The organism is Spongiibacter sp. IMCC21906 (assembly GCF_001010805.1).
Taxonomy (GTDB): Bacteria; Pseudomonadota; Gammaproteobacteria; order Pseudomonadales; family Spongiibacteraceae; genus Spongiibacter.
In genome coordinates, this window is the sequence record NZ_CP011477.1 from 1,766,560 (window position 1) to 1,781,376 (window position 14,817).

Annotated in this window: 14 protein-coding genes; 4 read left to right on the top strand and 10 right to left on the bottom strand. The window is 52.4% G+C overall.

Annotation, left to right across the window (positions count from 1 at the left end; genetic code table 11):
* Positions 1 to 178: 178 nt before the first annotated feature.
* Positions 179 to 586, top strand: coding sequence for a hypothetical protein (locus IMCC21906_RS08080; RefSeq protein WP_047011743.1), 408 nt, complete (start codon positions 179 to 181; stop codon positions 584 to 586).
* Between the two features lie 100 nt (positions 587 to 686).
* A complete protein-coding gene (locus IMCC21906_RS08085) occupies positions 687 to 977 on the top strand; it encodes a hypothetical protein (protein WP_047011744.1) in 291 nt (96 codons plus the stop codon).
* Between the two features lie 262 nt (positions 978 to 1,239).
* On the opposite strand, the gene IMCC21906_RS08090 is transcribed toward IMCC21906_RS08085, so the two are convergent.
* From IMCC21906_RS08090 to IMCC21906_RS08100, 3 genes are all read right to left on the bottom strand, one after another.
* Positions 1,240 to 2,370: a spirocyclase AveC family protein gene (locus tag IMCC21906_RS08090; protein WP_047011745.1), complete on the bottom strand. Its 1,131-nt coding sequence runs from the start codon at positions 2,368 to 2,370 to the stop codon at positions 1,240 to 1,242.
* A gap of 190 nt (positions 2,371 to 2,560) precedes the next feature.
* Positions 2,561 to 4,306, bottom strand: a complete 1,746-nt coding sequence (locus tag IMCC21906_RS08095; RefSeq protein WP_047011746.1) for a nitric oxide reductase activation protein NorD — start codon at positions 4,304 to 4,306, stop codon at positions 2,561 to 2,563.
* A gap of 11 nt (positions 4,307 to 4,317) precedes the next feature.
* On the bottom strand, positions 4,318 to 5,130 hold the full coding sequence (locus IMCC21906_RS08100) for a CbbQ/NirQ/NorQ/GpvN family protein (protein WP_047011747.1): 813 nt from the start codon (positions 5,128 to 5,130) through the stop codon (positions 4,318 to 4,320).
* Between the two features lie 395 nt (positions 5,131 to 5,525).
* Here IMCC21906_RS08100 and IMCC21906_RS08105 point away from each other — a divergent pair, with 395 nt between their 5' ends.
* Positions 5,526 to 6,431: a LysR family transcriptional regulator gene (locus tag IMCC21906_RS08105; protein WP_047011748.1), complete on the top strand. Its 906-nt coding sequence runs from the start codon at positions 5,526 to 5,528 to the stop codon at positions 6,429 to 6,431.
* Between the two features lie 21 nt (positions 6,432 to 6,452).
* Here IMCC21906_RS08105 and IMCC21906_RS08110 read toward each other — a convergent pair whose 3' ends face one another.
* The 7 genes from IMCC21906_RS08110 to cyoA form a co-directional block, all read right to left on the bottom strand.
* A complete protein-coding gene (locus tag IMCC21906_RS08110) occupies positions 6,453 to 7,043 on the bottom strand; it encodes a response regulator transcription factor (protein ID WP_231580237.1) in 591 nt (196 codons plus the stop codon).
* 4 nt (positions 7,044 to 7,047) lie between these two features.
* Entirely contained in the window at positions 7,048 to 8,376 is a 1,329-nt protein-coding gene (locus IMCC21906_RS08115) for an ATP-binding protein (protein ID WP_047011749.1), read from the bottom strand.
* A 135-nt stretch (positions 8,377 to 8,511) separates the two neighbouring features.
* The gene (locus IMCC21906_RS08120) at positions 8,512 to 9,240 is read right to left on the bottom strand and encodes an SURF1 family protein (protein WP_082117412.1); all 729 of its coding nucleotides are present in this window, start codon (positions 9,238 to 9,240) and stop codon (positions 8,512 to 8,514) included.
* An 8-nt stretch (positions 9,241 to 9,248) separates the two neighbouring features.
* On the bottom strand, positions 9,249 to 9,611 hold the full coding sequence (gene cyoD / locus IMCC21906_RS08125; protein WP_047011750.1) for a cytochrome o ubiquinol oxidase subunit IV: 363 nt from the start codon (positions 9,609 to 9,611) through the stop codon (positions 9,249 to 9,251).
* Positions 9,608 to 10,240, bottom strand: a complete 633-nt coding sequence (gene cyoC, locus IMCC21906_RS08130) for a cytochrome o ubiquinol oxidase subunit III (protein WP_082117413.1) — start codon at positions 10,238 to 10,240, stop codon at positions 9,608 to 9,610. Before cyoC ends, cyoD begins: the two co-directional genes overlap by 4 nt.
* Position 10,241: 1 nt before the next feature.
* Positions 10,242 to 12,263, bottom strand: coding sequence for a cytochrome o ubiquinol oxidase subunit I (cyoB, locus tag IMCC21906_RS08135; RefSeq protein WP_047011751.1), 2,022 nt, complete (start codon positions 12,261 to 12,263; stop codon positions 10,242 to 10,244).
* An 83-nt stretch (positions 12,264 to 12,346) separates the two neighbouring features.
* Entirely contained in the window at positions 12,347 to 13,330 is a 984-nt protein-coding gene (gene cyoA / locus IMCC21906_RS08140) for a ubiquinol oxidase subunit II (RefSeq protein ID WP_047013261.1), read from the bottom strand.
* 154 nt (positions 13,331 to 13,484) lie between these two features.
* Between cyoA and IMCC21906_RS08145 the strand changes: the two genes are divergently transcribed.
* Positions 13,485 to 14,804 (top strand): MFS transporter, encoded by a 1,320-nt coding sequence (locus IMCC21906_RS08145; RefSeq protein ID WP_047011752.1) that lies wholly within the window; start codon positions 13,485 to 13,487, stop codon positions 14,802 to 14,804.
* Positions 14,805 to 14,817 lie beyond the last annotated feature (13 nt).

Sequence of the window (14,817 nt, forward strand, 5' to 3'; positions counted from 1 at the left end):
AATGGGTCATGAAAGGAAAAGGGGACAGATTTATTTTTGTTTAAACCTTGATGCACTTCGGCTAGGAACTGCGTGGAAATAAATCTGTCCCCCTTTTTATCGAAGTTCATAGATAACAGGTGTTGTGAGGCGTATGAAAATCTGTGTTTCCTTGAATTAGAAATTCTACAGCCTCGTTATGTTGTATGGAGATAAATTGAAAGCCTCAAGGATAGTCAAATACACTTTCATCATATTGGTAGCGCTTACAGCATTAAGTACATTTACGAGTATGGTGATAGGTGTCGACAATTTAGCGGCGCTTTCGTTTGGCGAATATTTTATATATCGATTACTACCGCCATCTACACTAGCAGTATTCATGTATGCGCTAATGGCGAAACGAGACGTAGCTAAAGCCTGGAGCTATGCTGCCAGTGTATTTATGCTCGGCTTCCTATTAAGCGCTTTAATCCTTTCGTTGCTAATGCAAGAGCTGTATATCTCACCAACATGGTTCGTAGAGCTGCCTTTGTCCATAGCCTCAGCTATTGTTGGTACTTTAGCCGGGATAAAGTGGGGTACAAAAAATGCAATTGCCACATAACAAGGGAAAATCATGGTTTTTCAATCATACAAGCACAGCAGGCGGACAAATTGCTCGCTGCGCTCCCAATTTTCCACTGTTGCGGTCGTTATGAGTAATCATGGATAAAACGCTATCGCCAACTCAGAGGGAGCTCTATAGAAGGATCGATGAGGTTCTTTTCTATAAATGGGACCCAATAGGTATTTCCGATAGCGACTGGGATCGAGATGAGTACCAAGTGTACCTGCCTCAGGTTTTTAGGCTGGTACTTGAAAATGAAAGCCCGGAGCCAATTGCTGAATACTTGACCAAGGTGGCTTCAGAGCGAATGGGTCTTGGCAAAGCCGCGAAGCACGATCTAGATATCGCGGAGCTTGTTTTGTCTATTAAAGAAAAATGCTTGGAGTAGTTTATGGGCGTTACTCATAACAAATACGCGCAGTTGCCGCTGAAAAGCGCGGCGGGACAGCCAAAACTCCGCGCGTTTTTGTGCATTCGCTGCGCTCAGTGTCGCACAAAAACGCGCTCCATTTGGAAAAATGGGGACAGATTTATTTTTGCTTAGTGCTATTCAAGGCAGTGAGAAACTGAATGGATAAACGCAAAATGAGCAAGATGGGTTTGAACGAATAAATGCGCGCACAGGGCTGTGCGCGCATTGTTTTGTTGGTTTAACGAGGTGTGATTTCTACGCCGTTAACGGCATCTTCTTCGCTTACTTGGGGAGAATCTTTAAATTTCTCCAGGTCGTTGCGACGCATTACTGGCAGGTCGGGACGTGCACAGGCAATGCCGGTTTCGGGTCCACACATTCCTGCGCCTTGGGTAAAGAAGGCGGGCAGATCATCTGGGAAGGGGTCTGCATTGGCGGTGAACAGGGGCATTGGCAGCACATAAAGAATCACTTCAACCACTGAGCAGAAACCAATAACGGCAACGCCACGAACGATGGACTGGCGGAAGTTTGAGTTTTTGCAGATGTCGAGTTTATCCACACCGCGTTCAACCCAAGTCCGACCTTTGTCGTCTTTGAAGTAAACCAATACGCTGGTGCAACCGACCCATGCGCCGAACAGGCATTCGTAGATGGGGAACTGGTACCAGTGGCCGCCCCATAAGCTTAGTGCTCTGATCGAGCCGGGGTAAGCGTAGATGCCAGAGAAACGAATCAGCAGGCTTTCCAATACCAGGTCCACTACCATGGCCGCAAAAATACCGCAGGCTGACAGGGCAACGTTGTTGATCTCGGGGAAGCGGGCTTTAACAAACCGCATGGTGGCCAAGCCGCCCATGGTCATCCACAACAAAAAGCCGGGATAGCCGCCAGCCCAGGTTAGTAGGGGTTCTGGCAGGCGATGACCGTTGATGCTTAACCAGCCGGGAATTTCAGCAGATAAAAAGCCAAGGTTGGGCGCATAAGGGTTGTAGACGCAGCCCACCTGAATCCAGTTCATGGAGGGGTCCCAGAAGATCATCACAAAAAACGCGATGCCTAACAGTCCCAATGTGTTGGGTTGGCCGGTCTGGCGAATGGGCTTGATGATCTGGGTCCAGATCATATACAGCCATACCAGTCCCATGCCGATGGTGACGGTCCAAACCCCAATTTTAAAATTAATGGGCACTTCAACACCGGGCGCCAGTTCAGTGGGGCCAAAGTACGGGGCGGTTACCCACTGGTAAATAACGTACAGGTAAAAGGCGATAAACACGGCCCCGATCGCGCCCCAGGTTTTGATGGGGCTGGTCGGGTCCGTGCCAGCCACATCCCGCGGCTGATTTGAGCTAGTGGATTTATCCATTGTATTTCTCCGGTCGATAACGCAAAACGTTAAGCAATACGATAGCGGGCATAATTTGTGTGAACAGACGTGGCCTGCTTTTTTCGATATTACTTACCACCCTCCAGGCAGTAATGCCTTATTTTCGGGAAGCCCCTGCGGCCCAGAAGGGCAGGCAGGGGCTTCCCGAAAATTCTTTTTTGTGAACAGCTTAAGCGACTTTTTTCATGGCGGTGGCAATGGCCGACTCAACCAGTTGGTGGAGTTTTGGCACGAGTTGCTCACTGCGGTGAATCGCCAGATAGTTGCTGGCACCGTACACTTTTTCTAGACGTTTTTTGTCGGCATCGCTGCCAACACTTAAACAGACACAGGCCACACCTTGGTCTCTGGCTTCTTCTATGGCTTTGCTGGTGTCTTCCCCGGCGTACTCGCCCTCGTATTGGTCGTCGTAGGGATAGCCGTCGGAGATCAAAATTAACAGTTTATAAGGCGTGCCAGCCTGTTCTTGCATTTGGGCGGTGGCATGGCGGATAGCGGCACCGCAGCGAGTATAGCCGGCGATGGCCATATGCCGAAGTCGAGATTCTAATGCGGCCCCAGAGGGTTCATCAAAGGTTTTTACAGTTTGAAAGCGCACCAGGCCCCGGCCCCAAGAGTTAAAACCGTGCATGGCGACCCGATCACCTAAGGTGGCGAAGGCGCGACATAGACTCCAGCCGGTTTGGGCTTGCAGGTCAAAAACCCGTTTGCCGTCAGCGCTGTATTCCAAGGTGGAGCTGGACGCGTCTAATAAAATGGAAACGCTTAAATCCCGGCGGGTTTTTAAACTGGCAGAGTAAATTCGTTCGTCGCCGCTGTGGCCGGTGCGGATATCGATGGCCAGGCGCACCATTTGGTCTAATACCAGGTCGTCACCCTGGGGTTGGCCGCGATGGCGTTGAAAGCCCAAGTACAGCCCCGCCAAAGCGCGCTGAAAGGGCAAGTTGCTGCCGCTTAAGGTGCCGGGCTCAAAATTGGATTCCAGCGCGTGGGGGTCGGTTTCTTCCACGCTGACCCAATCGGGTTTGTATTGTTTTTTGTGACAGTCCCATTCGTGATAGCTGTGGGCACCGGCCTCCGCGTGGGCAAAGGCGCTGGGCAAGGTAATATCCATTTCTGAACGTATCGCCATGGCGATGTCCCGAAAGCGTTGCGCAGCGCGACCCGATACCATTTGTGAGCCTGCACTGCCTTCGTCGGACTCTTCCTGACCTGGGGATGAACCCATATCCAGCAAGTCTTGCAGCATTTTGGAGAGAAATGATTCTTTACCTAACGGTGAGGTAAACCACTTCCAGAAGCTGGCTTTTTGGATATTTTCGTCGTCTTCTTCCTCGTCATTTTCTTCTGTGATCATTGCCAGCTGAGCTTCCAGCTCGGCCAGTTTTTGTTCGGTCATGGGTTTGCTGCCGCCCTGGGCATTGCGGCGCAATACCCGCCAAGGACGAAAGCCCCCGTACCATTCCGGGGGCTTTGGCAGGCTTTTTCTGCTTTGGGCTATTTCCAGAGAGGCCTCGGCATTTTGTGGTGTAAAGCCGCTGCGGTAGGGCGCCAGCATGGTTATCAGCTGGGAGGGCAGTCGAGATTCAATTGCCATGCAGCAACGTTCAACTTCCAGTACTAAAAAGCGCTCTGATAACTCGGCCCGACCCAGAATCCGCTGCATGATCTTGTTAGAAAATGCCCCGCCGCTGATTAATGCCGCTTGAATCATGACCTCAATACGGCGGGTAGATAAATCTTCGTGGGCGGGCAAGTAAATACGGTCGCCGTCGCTATAACTGCGGGCCTTGTCTTTCATGACATAGGTAATAGAGACAGGGTGGCCAATGACGGCGGCAGCGAGGATCCGCAATGGCCGGTCGTCATGATCGACGTCTTTTGATACGGGCTGTTTTGCGGTGAGTTTTGCCACGGCGTATCGGCTCAGTCTGCCAGATAAGATTGTATGACTTCTGCCAAGCCGCGCTGCACATCGGCGTCGTCAGTCAGTGGCATTAGCATAGCTGCTCGGGCAGCTTCCCGCGGTGACAAGCCTTCTTGCATCAGCAAGCCAGTCGCCACCAAGGAGCGGGTGGACGACACCTCGGGCAGGGTGCTGTTATCGAGCTTGCGAATGGCGCTGGCGAGCTTGACCAAATCTTTGGCCGCCTGCTCGGTGATACCAGACTCCTGCATCACAATCTTCACTTCGTGATCAAAACCGGGGTAGGTCATTTCTACTGCCACCATGCGTTGGCGGGTAGAGGGTTTGAGATCTTTCAGTACGCTTTGATAACCGGGGTTATACGACACCACCAGCATAAAGTCGTCAGGGGCTTTTAAGGTTTCACCCAAACGTTCAAGGTTCAGCTCCCGGCGGTGGTCGGTAAGGGGGTGAATAACCACGGTAGAGTCGGCCCGGGCTTCAACAATTTCATCTAAGTAGCAGATGGCACCTTCTCTGACCGCGCGGGTAAGCGGGCCATCGACCCAGACGGTTTCGCCACCGGTAAGCAAATAGCGCCCTACTAAATCGGCGGCGGTAATATCTTCGTGACAGGCGACACTGATTAAGGGGCGTCCTAATTTGTGCGCCATATGCTCGACAAAACGGGTTTTACCACAGCCTGTAGGGCCTTTTAGCATGATAGGGAGCTTGCGCCGAAACGCGGCATTGAAGACGTCGATTTCATTGCCGGTAGACAAGTAATAGGGTGCTGAATTATCCGTATTGCTGGCTGTGTCCGATGAACTCATTGTTGACCCTGTCTGGTAGTGAGCTTGCGTGTTACAAACTGGATGCTGTTTTCATTTGCTAAGAACAACGCGTCCGGCTCTGCTAGCAGTGGCTTAAGTAGCAGGTCAGTACGGTATTTATTGAGCATTAAGATTGATAACAGCAGGATTGTCGTTATAAAAAAATCTCAGATCAGTCGGAGATTACATTGATCTCCAACTTGATCTGAGACAGTTCCACCCTTGCGTATTTTGAATTAGTTTATCGCGATTGTTGACCATCGCCCCACCATTATCGCCTATTGGCCAAATCGTGATGAGTGTGTCTAACTAACTCGCAACGGCGGAGATGTTGACAAAAAAGCGAATATTCCGTCAAATCACTAATCTTCTCAAGGTATTCTGTTTTGTAATATATGAACGTCGTTAAATTAAAGAATGTTATCGCCGTCGATCAGTTTGGCTCATTTTCTGCTGCGGCCAAAATTGTTCATCTTACCCAGTCGGCCCTCACCAAGCATGTTGCCGATATTGAACAAGACGTTGGCTTTGCCCTGTTTGAGCGCCACGCCAAAGGTGTGCACGCCACGGCTGAAGGCCGGGCCTTTATCGATAGGGCGACACGGATTGTGGCGGATTTAGAGCAATTGTCCTCTGATACTAAAGCGGGGCATATTCTTGGCGTGCCCAGGCTGCGGGTGGGCATTAGCCCACCATCGCTGGTGTCTTTGCTCAATGCGCCATTGACCAAAGTACTGGAGCGACACCCTGCTATTCGACTGGAGGAAACCGCAGGCTGGGCCGAGCAAACGGTACAGCAATTAAAAAATGGGGATATTGATGTGCTTATCGGCCCCGCTGGGCCTATTCAACAACATAAACAGTTTAAAGTTTATGATCTTGAGCCATTTACGATGTGTTTCTTTGTTCGCAAAGGCCATCCGCTGAGCAAGGTGACTAAACTCCGGGTGGAGCACTTGCACCAATATCCCATTGCCTTGGCCGACCGAAGTGCCGCCACACTGGATTTAATCAATCAGTTGTTTGGGGTGCCGGAAATCCCCCAAGAGAAGCAGGTACACATCATTGGTCACTTTCCCCTGACCTGCAAAATTGTCGCAACGTCTGACACCGTGGGTAATGTGGGCGCGGCATTTCGGCGCGATGAGCTGTTTTGTCAAAAATTTTCGATTCTTGAGTTTGATAGTTTAAAGCCGATTCCGTTGGCGATAGCTTACGACGGCAAACGACAACCCGCGCCGCCCATTTTGGAATTGGTGAATCTGTTGCGGTCTGAGCCGCATTGGGCGCGGGGCGAGTAAAGCGCTTGTCAACTCAAGGATTTATTTAACCTGCTGCTTTGCCAGCTTACGGGCCAGGGTGCGTCGATGCATTCCCAGCCGCCTTGCCGTTTCTGAAATATTAAATCCCGTTTCTGCCAAGGTCTCGTGTATACGCTCCCACTCCAGAGTTTTGATAGAAGTGGCTCGGCCGCGAATCTCGACTTCTACATTACCTTCGGCGTTGTTAAAGGCGGCTTCGATATCGTCGGTGTTTGAGGGCTTGGCGAGGTAGTGACAGGCACCGAGTTTGACGGCCTCGACGGCGGTGGCAATGCTGGCATAACCGGTTAGCACGACAATGATCATCTCGGCGTCGTGCTTATGCAGGGCTTGCACACACACCAGCCCAGAGGCTTCACCATCCAGTTTTAAGTCGACCACGGCGTAGTCTGGGTTGTGGTCTTGGAGCAGTGCCAGTGCTTTTTCTAGTCCATTAGCCGTTAACACTTGGTAGCCTCGGCGTTCAAAGGAGCGGGCCAATGTGCGAGCAAAAGCGGCATCGTCTTCAATAATCAGCAGGGTGGGTGAGTCTAATTTGGCGAGTTCGTCGCTCATGTTTTTGGGGTCAGGCATATTTTTTTGATCAGTCACGGCATCAGGCCTCTTTCAACATCAGGGCATCTAGCGGCAGTTGCAGGCGTATTTCAGCGCCGCCCTCATCACGATTGCTTGCCTGCACTGTGCCGCCCAGTATACGGGCAACATTAAACACCAAAAACAAACCCAGGCCGCTGCCGGGTCGGCCTTTGGTGGACTGATAGGGCTGCCCTAAGTGGTCAAAGACTTGCTGCGCAAAGCCGGGACCTCGGTCGACAACTTGGATGATAAGGGTGTCGTCTTGCCGAAAAACTTCAAGGCTGACCCATTGGGGTGAGGCTTCTAAGGCGTTGTCTAGCAGATTGCAGATGGTTTGTTTGAGCACCGTGTCAGAGGCGATATCGAGGTCTTCGCCAAAGTGGTTTTTAAATTCCAGCTCGGTTACTTTGCGGGTGTGTCGCCATTCATCCACTAATTCTTCAAAAAACTCGCAGATGGTGGTTTCGCCAGAGGACTCGCCACGGGTTTCGCCCGCCGACATTAAAATGCCGCTGACGATGGTTTTACAGCGTTGGATTTGGGCCTGCATCTCTACAATTTCTTCATTCATATCGGGGTCATTGGCAAGGCTGGGCATGCGTCGCCAGTCGCCCAGAATGACCGCAATGGTAGCCAGTGGCGTGCCCAGTTCGTGGGCCGCCCCAGAAGCCAACAAGCCCATGCGCAAAATATGTTCTTCTTCTGCTGCCCGCTGGCGCAATTCGGCCAGTCTGGCATCGTGCTCTTGGCGGGTACGGGTAATGCGATTGATGAAGACCACCAGCAAGGCAGCGGTCAGCATCAGGCAGATGAGCATGCCTTCTAAATAATAGCTGCGAATACCCAAATGATAATCTTGGGGCAGTGCCAGAGGCTGGGCTTTTTCTGCCAGCCACAGAAAGCACAGCGTCGAGATGCCCAGCAGCGAATAGGCATAAGGGGCGGCAAGTAGCACCGCGGCCAAACCGACTTGTAACAGATACAGGTAAACAAAGGGGTTGGTGGCACCGCCACTGAGGTAGAGCTGGGCGGTGAGGGCGGCCATATCCACCAGTAAGCCCATAAACAGCTCAATGGTGCGTACCCGGTGGCGAAAACGCATAGCGAGTTCATTGGCCGCGTTAAACACCGATAACGCAGCCAAAATACTCAACATGGTTTGGAGCGGCAGTTCTACGCCAAAGCCATAATGAGTGACCAGTATGGTTAGCAGCTGTCCCAGCACGGCCATCCAGCGCAGTAATACCAATTGCCGCATATGCTTGCTGAGGGTGTTGCGCTCATTGTCATTGGAGTCGGTTTGGTCGAGGGGGATATCGTTGCCTACTACTCTTGCGGTATCTGTCATTGCTTAGCGCCTACGGATATAGATTGGCGTGTCACGGCTGAGTGTTTTTATACGGGGCATGTGTTGGCCCTTTTTTAGTTTGGCCAGATTAGTCGCGACCGTTTTCATGTGGAGCAGTATACGCCTTGCCGCGTGTTAAGCGCGCTTATCTCGGCGGCCTTGCTCTCGTTTTACCAGTACAGCGGCGCCGATAACCATCAGCGCAAGACCGTACCAGGTAATGGCATAAACCAGATGACTGTTGTGAAATTGGATGATGGTCAGGCCGCCCGTTGGGCCGGGGGCTCCGGGGCTGCCGGGTTGGTTGGCGGCAGCATCAATAAAATAGGGGGCGAGCTGCAGATCTTGGGCCTGGCCAATAGCTTGGGTGTCACGGGAATACCAGCGGTTTTGGCTTGGCTGGTTGTCACGTAGCACGCTGCCGTGTGGTTCGCTAATACGCAGCAGACCCGTTACTTCAACGTTGTTGCTTGGTGCTGGCGTGGGCGTGACGCCTTGATTAATAAACCCCCGGTTGACCAGAATCAGGCCGCCGGATTCACTCCGAAACGGGGTCATGACCCAGTAGCCGCTACCCAGCTCACTGGCACCGACCACCAGGGTGTCGCGGTCGGCAAGAAACTGTCCTTGGAGAGAGAGCTTGCGGTATTCGTCGGCTTCTTGGCTGATTTGCGGCCACTGGCTCTGCTTGGGGGCCGCTTGGGGAGCCGCGTGAGCCCGCTCATTAACCCGCTCAATCAGGTCCAGCTTCCACACCCGACGCTCCAGCTGCCAATTTCCCAATGCAACAAAGCCACAAAAGGCCAGTAGGGCGCAAAGGCTGATTAACAGCTTGGCAGGTCGCCGGGGTGCGGGTGCCGACATGGGCGGGCTTAACTGCCGCTCATCATGGACGGCATCATATTGACATTCATGTGGTACATCACCCAGAGGGAGCCGAACAGAGTAATGAACAGCAAGACCATGGTGAAAATTAGCGACAGCATGGTCCAGCCGCCTTCTGCGTGAAAATTCATATGCAGGAAGTAAATCATATGCACAAGAATCTGCACCACGGCAAAGCCGATGATGACCGCAATGGTGACGTTGCGCGATGGTATGACATCACCCATGACCAGCCAGAATGGCAGTGCTGTTAGCAGTATTGAGGCAAAGAAGCCAATCATGTAACCGCTAAAGGTGCTGTGAGGACCTTCTTCTTCGTGATGGTCGTGGTGTTCGCTATGTTCGCTCATGTCATGGACCCCATCAGGTAAACAACAGTGAAAACGCCAATCCATACCACATCCAGAAAATGCCAAAACATGGATAGGCAAAATAGACGGCGACGGTTGGCACCGGTCAAACCGTGTTTGCGAAGCTGAAATAACAGCGTCACCAGCCAAATGATACCAATGCTAACGTGTAGGCCGTGGGTGCCGACCAGGGCAAAAAAGGCTGATAAGAAACCACTGCGTTGAGGGCCAGCCCCTTGGTGAATCATGTGTTGAAATTCGTACATTTCCACACCGAGAAAGCAAAGCCCGAACACGCCGGTAATGGCCAGCCAAAGCATGGTGCCGCCCAGTTTCTTTTGCTGCATTTGCAGCATGGAGAAACCGTAGGTGATCGACGAGAACAACAGAAATGCCGTGTTTAATGCCACCAATGGCAGGTCAAATAGCTCGGCGCCAGAAGGGCCGCCGGCAAAGTTTTGGCTCAGCACCGCGTAGGTGGCAAACAGGGCGGCAAAGATGAGGCAGTCGCTCATCAGGTAAAGCCAAAAGCCCAGCAAGGTGCCGTTGGCAACGTGGTGTTCGCCGCGTTCTAAAAAATCAATATTGCCGGATTGACCGGGGGCCGATACTGCTGCGGAAGTAGACATCTTAAGCCAGCACCTCGTGTGTTTTGTCTGGGTTTGTCTTGCTTGCGAATTCCGCTTCTACCGCTGCCACCTCATCGGCGGGAATATAGTAGTCGCGGTTGTAGTTAAAAGTATGGACGATGGTGACAATAATCAGCGCCGCAAAAGACAGTCCTGCAAACAGCCACATATGCCAGATCATCGCAAAGCCCAGTGCCGCACTGATACCGGCAAGGATGATGCCCGCTGCCGTGTTTTTAGGCATGTGGATGGGCAGAAAGCCATCTGTGGGACGCTTAAAGCCGTGGGTTTTCATTTGCCACCAGGCATCGTTGTCGTGCACTTTTGGCGTAAAGGCAAAGTTGTATTGGGGTGGCGGTGACGATGTTGACCACTCCAAAGTCCGGCCATTCCAGGGGTCGCCGGTTTCGTCCCGCAGCTCGTCGCGTTTGCGATAGCTCACGTAGAGCTGAATTAAGAAGCAGAGAATACCGATGCCAATTAAGACGGCGCCGACCAAGGCGATCTGGAACCAGATTTGAATAGACGGATCGTCAAAGTGACTCATGCGCCGGGTGACACCCATCAGGCCCAACACATACAGCGGCATAAAGGCCAGGTAGAAGCCGATTAACCAGCTCCAAAACGAGGCCTTGCCCCAGAACGGATCCAGCTTGTAGCCGGTGACTTTGGGGTACCAGTAAGTGATGGCCGCAAAGACGCCAAAGATGACGCCGCCGATAATCACATTGTGAAAGTGGGCGATCAAAAACAGGCTGTTGTGCAACACAAAATCTGCCGGGGGCACGGCCAACAAGACGCCGGTCATACCACCGATAACAAAGGTCACCATAAAGCCGAGGGTCCACAACATGGGCACATCAAATTGAATGCGGCCCCGGTACATGGTGAACAGCCAGTTGAAAATCTTCGCCCCGGTGGGGATGGAGATGATCATGGTGGTGATGCCAAAGAAGCTGTTAACGGTGGCCCCTGAGCCCATGGTAAAGAAGTGATGCAGCCACACTAAGTACGACAGGATGGTAATAACCAGGGTGGCGTAAACCATGGACGAGTAGCCGAACAGGCGCTTACCGCTGTAAGTGGAAACGATTTCTGAGAACACCCCAAACACCGGCAGAATCAGAATGTAGACCTCGGGGTGACCCCAAATCCAGATCAGGTTGACGTACATCATGGCGTTGCCGCCAAGATCGTTGGTAAAGAAATGGAAGTCTAAATAGCGGTCTAGTGACAGCAGCGCCAGTACCGCGGTGAGTACTGGGAAGGCGGCCACGATAAGGATGTTGGTGGCCAATGCCGTCCAGGTAAAGATGGGCATTTTCATCATGTTCATGCCCGGCGCCCGCATCTTGACGATGGTGACGACAAAGTTGATGCCCGATAACAGGGTGCCCACCCCGGCAATCTGCAGGGACCAGATATAGTAATCTACTCCCACCCCCGGACTCTGTAATATCCCCGTTAGCGGCGGATATGCCAGCCAGCCAGATTTGGCAAACTCGCCGATAAACAGCGATACCATAATCAGTACGGCACCGGCAGCGGTCATCCAGAAACTGAAGTTATTCAAAAAGGGGAAGGCGACATCTCGGGCGCCGATTTGCAGCGGCACAATGTAGTTCATCAGGCCGACCACAAAGGGCATGGCCACAAAGAAAATCATGATGACGCCGTGGGCGGTAAAGATCTGGTCGTAGTGTTCTGGCGGTAAATAGCCGGTGGAATCACCAAAAGCCATGGCCTGATGAATACGCATCATGATCGCGTCGGCAAAGCCTCGCAGCAACATGACGATGCCCAGAATCATATACATCACGCCAATGCGTTTATGGTCGATGCTGGTAATCCATTCTCGCCACAGATAACCCCACACTTTGTAGTAGGTCAGTGCTGCCAGCAACGCGCCGCCACCGAGGGCCACCATAGCGAAGGTCGCGATGATAATCGGGTCGTGGAAGGGGATGGCGTCCAAGCTGAGCCGGCCAAAAATAAGCTTGCTGAGTTCGAATTTATCAGACATGAGGATACTGGCGCTCTGTCGGTGAATGGGGCGTATTAAAATGAGGTGTCGTGATGCTAGCCAGCGCGTAGGCGCTGATATAACTAATGGCTTGCATGGGGTGCCTCGTGCTTATCTGCGGCCGATTTGTCATGTTTTTTATCATGACCGGCGTGATGGCTATTACCGTGGCTCATCATGTCTTTCATGCAGATGGTGCCGGGTACAACGCAGCGATTAAGAATTTTGTCGTATAGCTTGGGGGCGACACGGCTGTAGTACTGAACTGGGTTGTATTCGCTGGGTTTTTCAAGCTCGCCATAAACCTGACGGCTGAGCGGTTCGCCTTGGGTTTTGACCTTGTTCACCCACTTATCAAAACGTTTTTCGCTCATGCCATGAAATTTGAAGCGCATGCCGTTAAAGCCGGCGCCGGAATAGTTGGCAGAGAAACCGTCGTAGGTGCCGGTTTCGTTAATCACCGCGTGGAGCTGGGTTTCCATGCCGCCCATGGCGTAGATTTGCCCCGCCAGTGCCGGAATATAAAACGAGTTCATCATGGTGGTGGAGGTGATTTTAAATTTAATAGGTCGATCGACTGGCGCGGCCAGCTCATTGACCACGGCGATACCGTGCTCCGGGTAAAAGAACAGCCATTTCCAGTCCATGGCGACCACCTCGACCACCAAGGGCTCAGTGCCTTCGGGAACCGGTTGGTCTTTGCTGATGCGGTCTATTGGTCGGTAGGGGTCCAGCTGGTGGGTGCTGACCCAAGTCAGGGCCCCTAGGGCTATAATGATGGCCAGCGGCGCGGCCCAGATAACCAGCTCCAACAGTGTGGAGTGGTCCCACTCGGGGTCGTAGGTCGCCTCTTTATTGGAGGCGCGATAACGCCAGGCAAAAAGCAGTGTCAGTACAATGACAGGCACGACAACAATGAGCATGAGAATTGTCGCCCATACGATCAAGTCTGCTTGTTGCGAGGCAATATCACCGGACGGTGACATGACTACGGCATCGCAACCGGCTAGCAGAAAAGTCGAACTGACGGCCAGGAAAATCATGCTTTGGGTTCTGGAAATAGGCATCGCCACTCGCATATCCGGATGTTAGTAGGAGAGAGGGTGAACTCTAAGCTAAACGGCAGTGAGAGAGAATTGGACAATTTGTCCTATGGTCGCCTCGATGCAATCGGAGTAGTCTTTCCAATATTACCGCTTCTCAATTGGATACCGCCACGCCATGGCCAGTACGACTAACTCAGTTTCAGCCAACAATTTGCAAACTCCCGCAGGGCATTCGCCTGTTGCCCCAGGCGAAATCGCCATCGGGGTTGTTGTAGGCCGAGCCTCGGAACACTTTGATTTCTTTGTGTTTGGCATGGCCTGCGTGCTGGTGTTCCCCGGTGTGTTTTTTCCCTTTGCAGATCTTCTGGAGGGGATACTCTACGGTTTTGCCATTTTCTCTATGGCCTTTGTGGCGCGCCCCTTTGGTACCGCCATGTTTATGGCCATTCAACGCCGTTGGGGCCGCAGTGTAAAGCTCACTACTGCGCTGTTTTTATTGGGGACTGCCACAGCGGGTATTGCTTTTTTGCCCAGCTACGAAACCATTGGCGGCGTATCCATCTTTTTGCTGGCGATGTTCCGAGTGCTGCAGGGGTTTGCGCTGGGCGGTTCTTGGGACGGGCTGCCGTCGTTATTATTGCTGAATGCGCCACCGTCCAAGCGCAGTTGGTACGCGATGATCGGCCAGCTCGGCGCGCCGACCGGTTTCTTAATTGCCAACCTGTTGTTTCTGTATTTAATTAGTAGCGTCACCATTGAAGACTTTCAGTCCTGGGCCTGGCGTTACCCCTTCTTTGTCGCCTTTGCTATTAACGTGGTTGCCTTGTTTGCCCGGTTGCGGTTGGTGTTGACCGAAGAGTACACCTTGGCCCTGGAAGAGAGTGAACTGGAACCTATCAGCACGCGAGAAATGCTAGACAAGCAAGGGCCCAATGTTTTTCTGGGGGCCTTTGCCTCTCTGGCCAGCTATGCCTTGTTTCATATTGTGACGATTTTCCCTCTGTCCTGGATCGCATTTAGCGAATCCCAGACCATCTACCGGGTACTGACTATTCAGATCTTTGGTGCCTGCGTCGGGATTGTGGCCACCATTGCCTCGGGCTATATCGCCAACCGGATTGGTCGCCGCACCACTGTCGGCTTAATGGCGGTGTTGATTGGCGTGTTTGCCCTGTTTGCGCCGTTGCTGATGAATGGCGCAGCGTGGATGCAAAATACCTTTATTCTGGTGGGCTTCGCTTTGCTGGGCGTGTCCTATGGTCAGGCTTCTGGCACCTTGACCGCCAACTTCGAGCGACGCTTCCGCTATTCTGGGGCGGCACTAACCTCCGATTTGGCTTGGCTGTTTGGTGCTGCTTTTGCGCCGCTGGTTGCGTTGGGGGTCTCTGTACATTTCGGCCTGTCAGCGGTAAGTCTGTACCTGCTTTCAGCTGCAGTGTGTACCTTGGTCGCGCTGCGTATTAACCGTCAGCTTGAAGCGGCTGATTCTGATTAGTCGCTTTGCTCTT

Bases quoted from the DNA above. Each gene is read 5' to 3' on its own strand.
- IMCC21906_RS08080 (WP_047011743.1), top strand. From the start codon at position 179: ATGTTGTATGGAGATAAATTGAAAGCCTCAAGGATAGTCAAATACACT.
- IMCC21906_RS08085 (WP_047011744.1), top strand. From the start codon at position 687: ATGGATAAAACGCTATCGCCAACTCAGAGGGAGCTCTATAGAAGGATC.
- IMCC21906_RS08090 (WP_047011745.1), bottom strand. From the start codon at position 2,370: ATGGATAAATCCACTAGCTCAAATCAGCCGCGGGATGTGGCTGGCACG.
- IMCC21906_RS08100 (WP_047011747.1), bottom strand. From the start codon at position 5,130: ATGAGTTCATCGGACACAGCCAGCAATACGGATAATTCAGCACCCTAT.
- IMCC21906_RS08105 (WP_047011748.1), top strand. From the start codon at position 5,526: ATGAACGTCGTTAAATTAAAGAATGTTATCGCCGTCGATCAGTTTGGC.
- IMCC21906_RS08115 (WP_047011749.1), bottom strand. From the start codon at position 8,376: ATGACAGATACCGCAAGAGTAGTAGGCAACGATATCCCCCTCGACCAA.
- IMCC21906_RS08120 (WP_082117412.1), bottom strand. From the start codon at position 9,240: ATGTCGGCACCCGCACCCCGGCGACCTGCCAAGCTGTTAATCAGCCTT.
- cyoD (WP_047011750.1), bottom strand. From the start codon at position 9,611: ATGAGCGAACATAGCGAACACCACGACCATCACGAAGAAGAAGGTCCT.
- cyoC (WP_082117413.1), bottom strand. From the start codon at position 10,240: ATGTCTACTTCCGCAGCAGTATCGGCCCCCGGTCAATCCGGCAATATT.
- cyoB (WP_047011751.1), bottom strand. From the start codon at position 12,263: ATGTCTGATAAATTCGAACTCAGCAAGCTTATTTTTGGCCGGCTCAGC.
- cyoA (WP_047013261.1), bottom strand. From the start codon at position 13,330: ATGCCTATTTCCAGAACCCAAAGCATGATTTTCCTGGCCGTCAGTTCG.
- IMCC21906_RS08145 (WP_047011752.1), top strand. From the start codon at position 13,485: ATGGCCAGTACGACTAACTCAGTTTCAGCCAACAATTTGCAAACTCCC.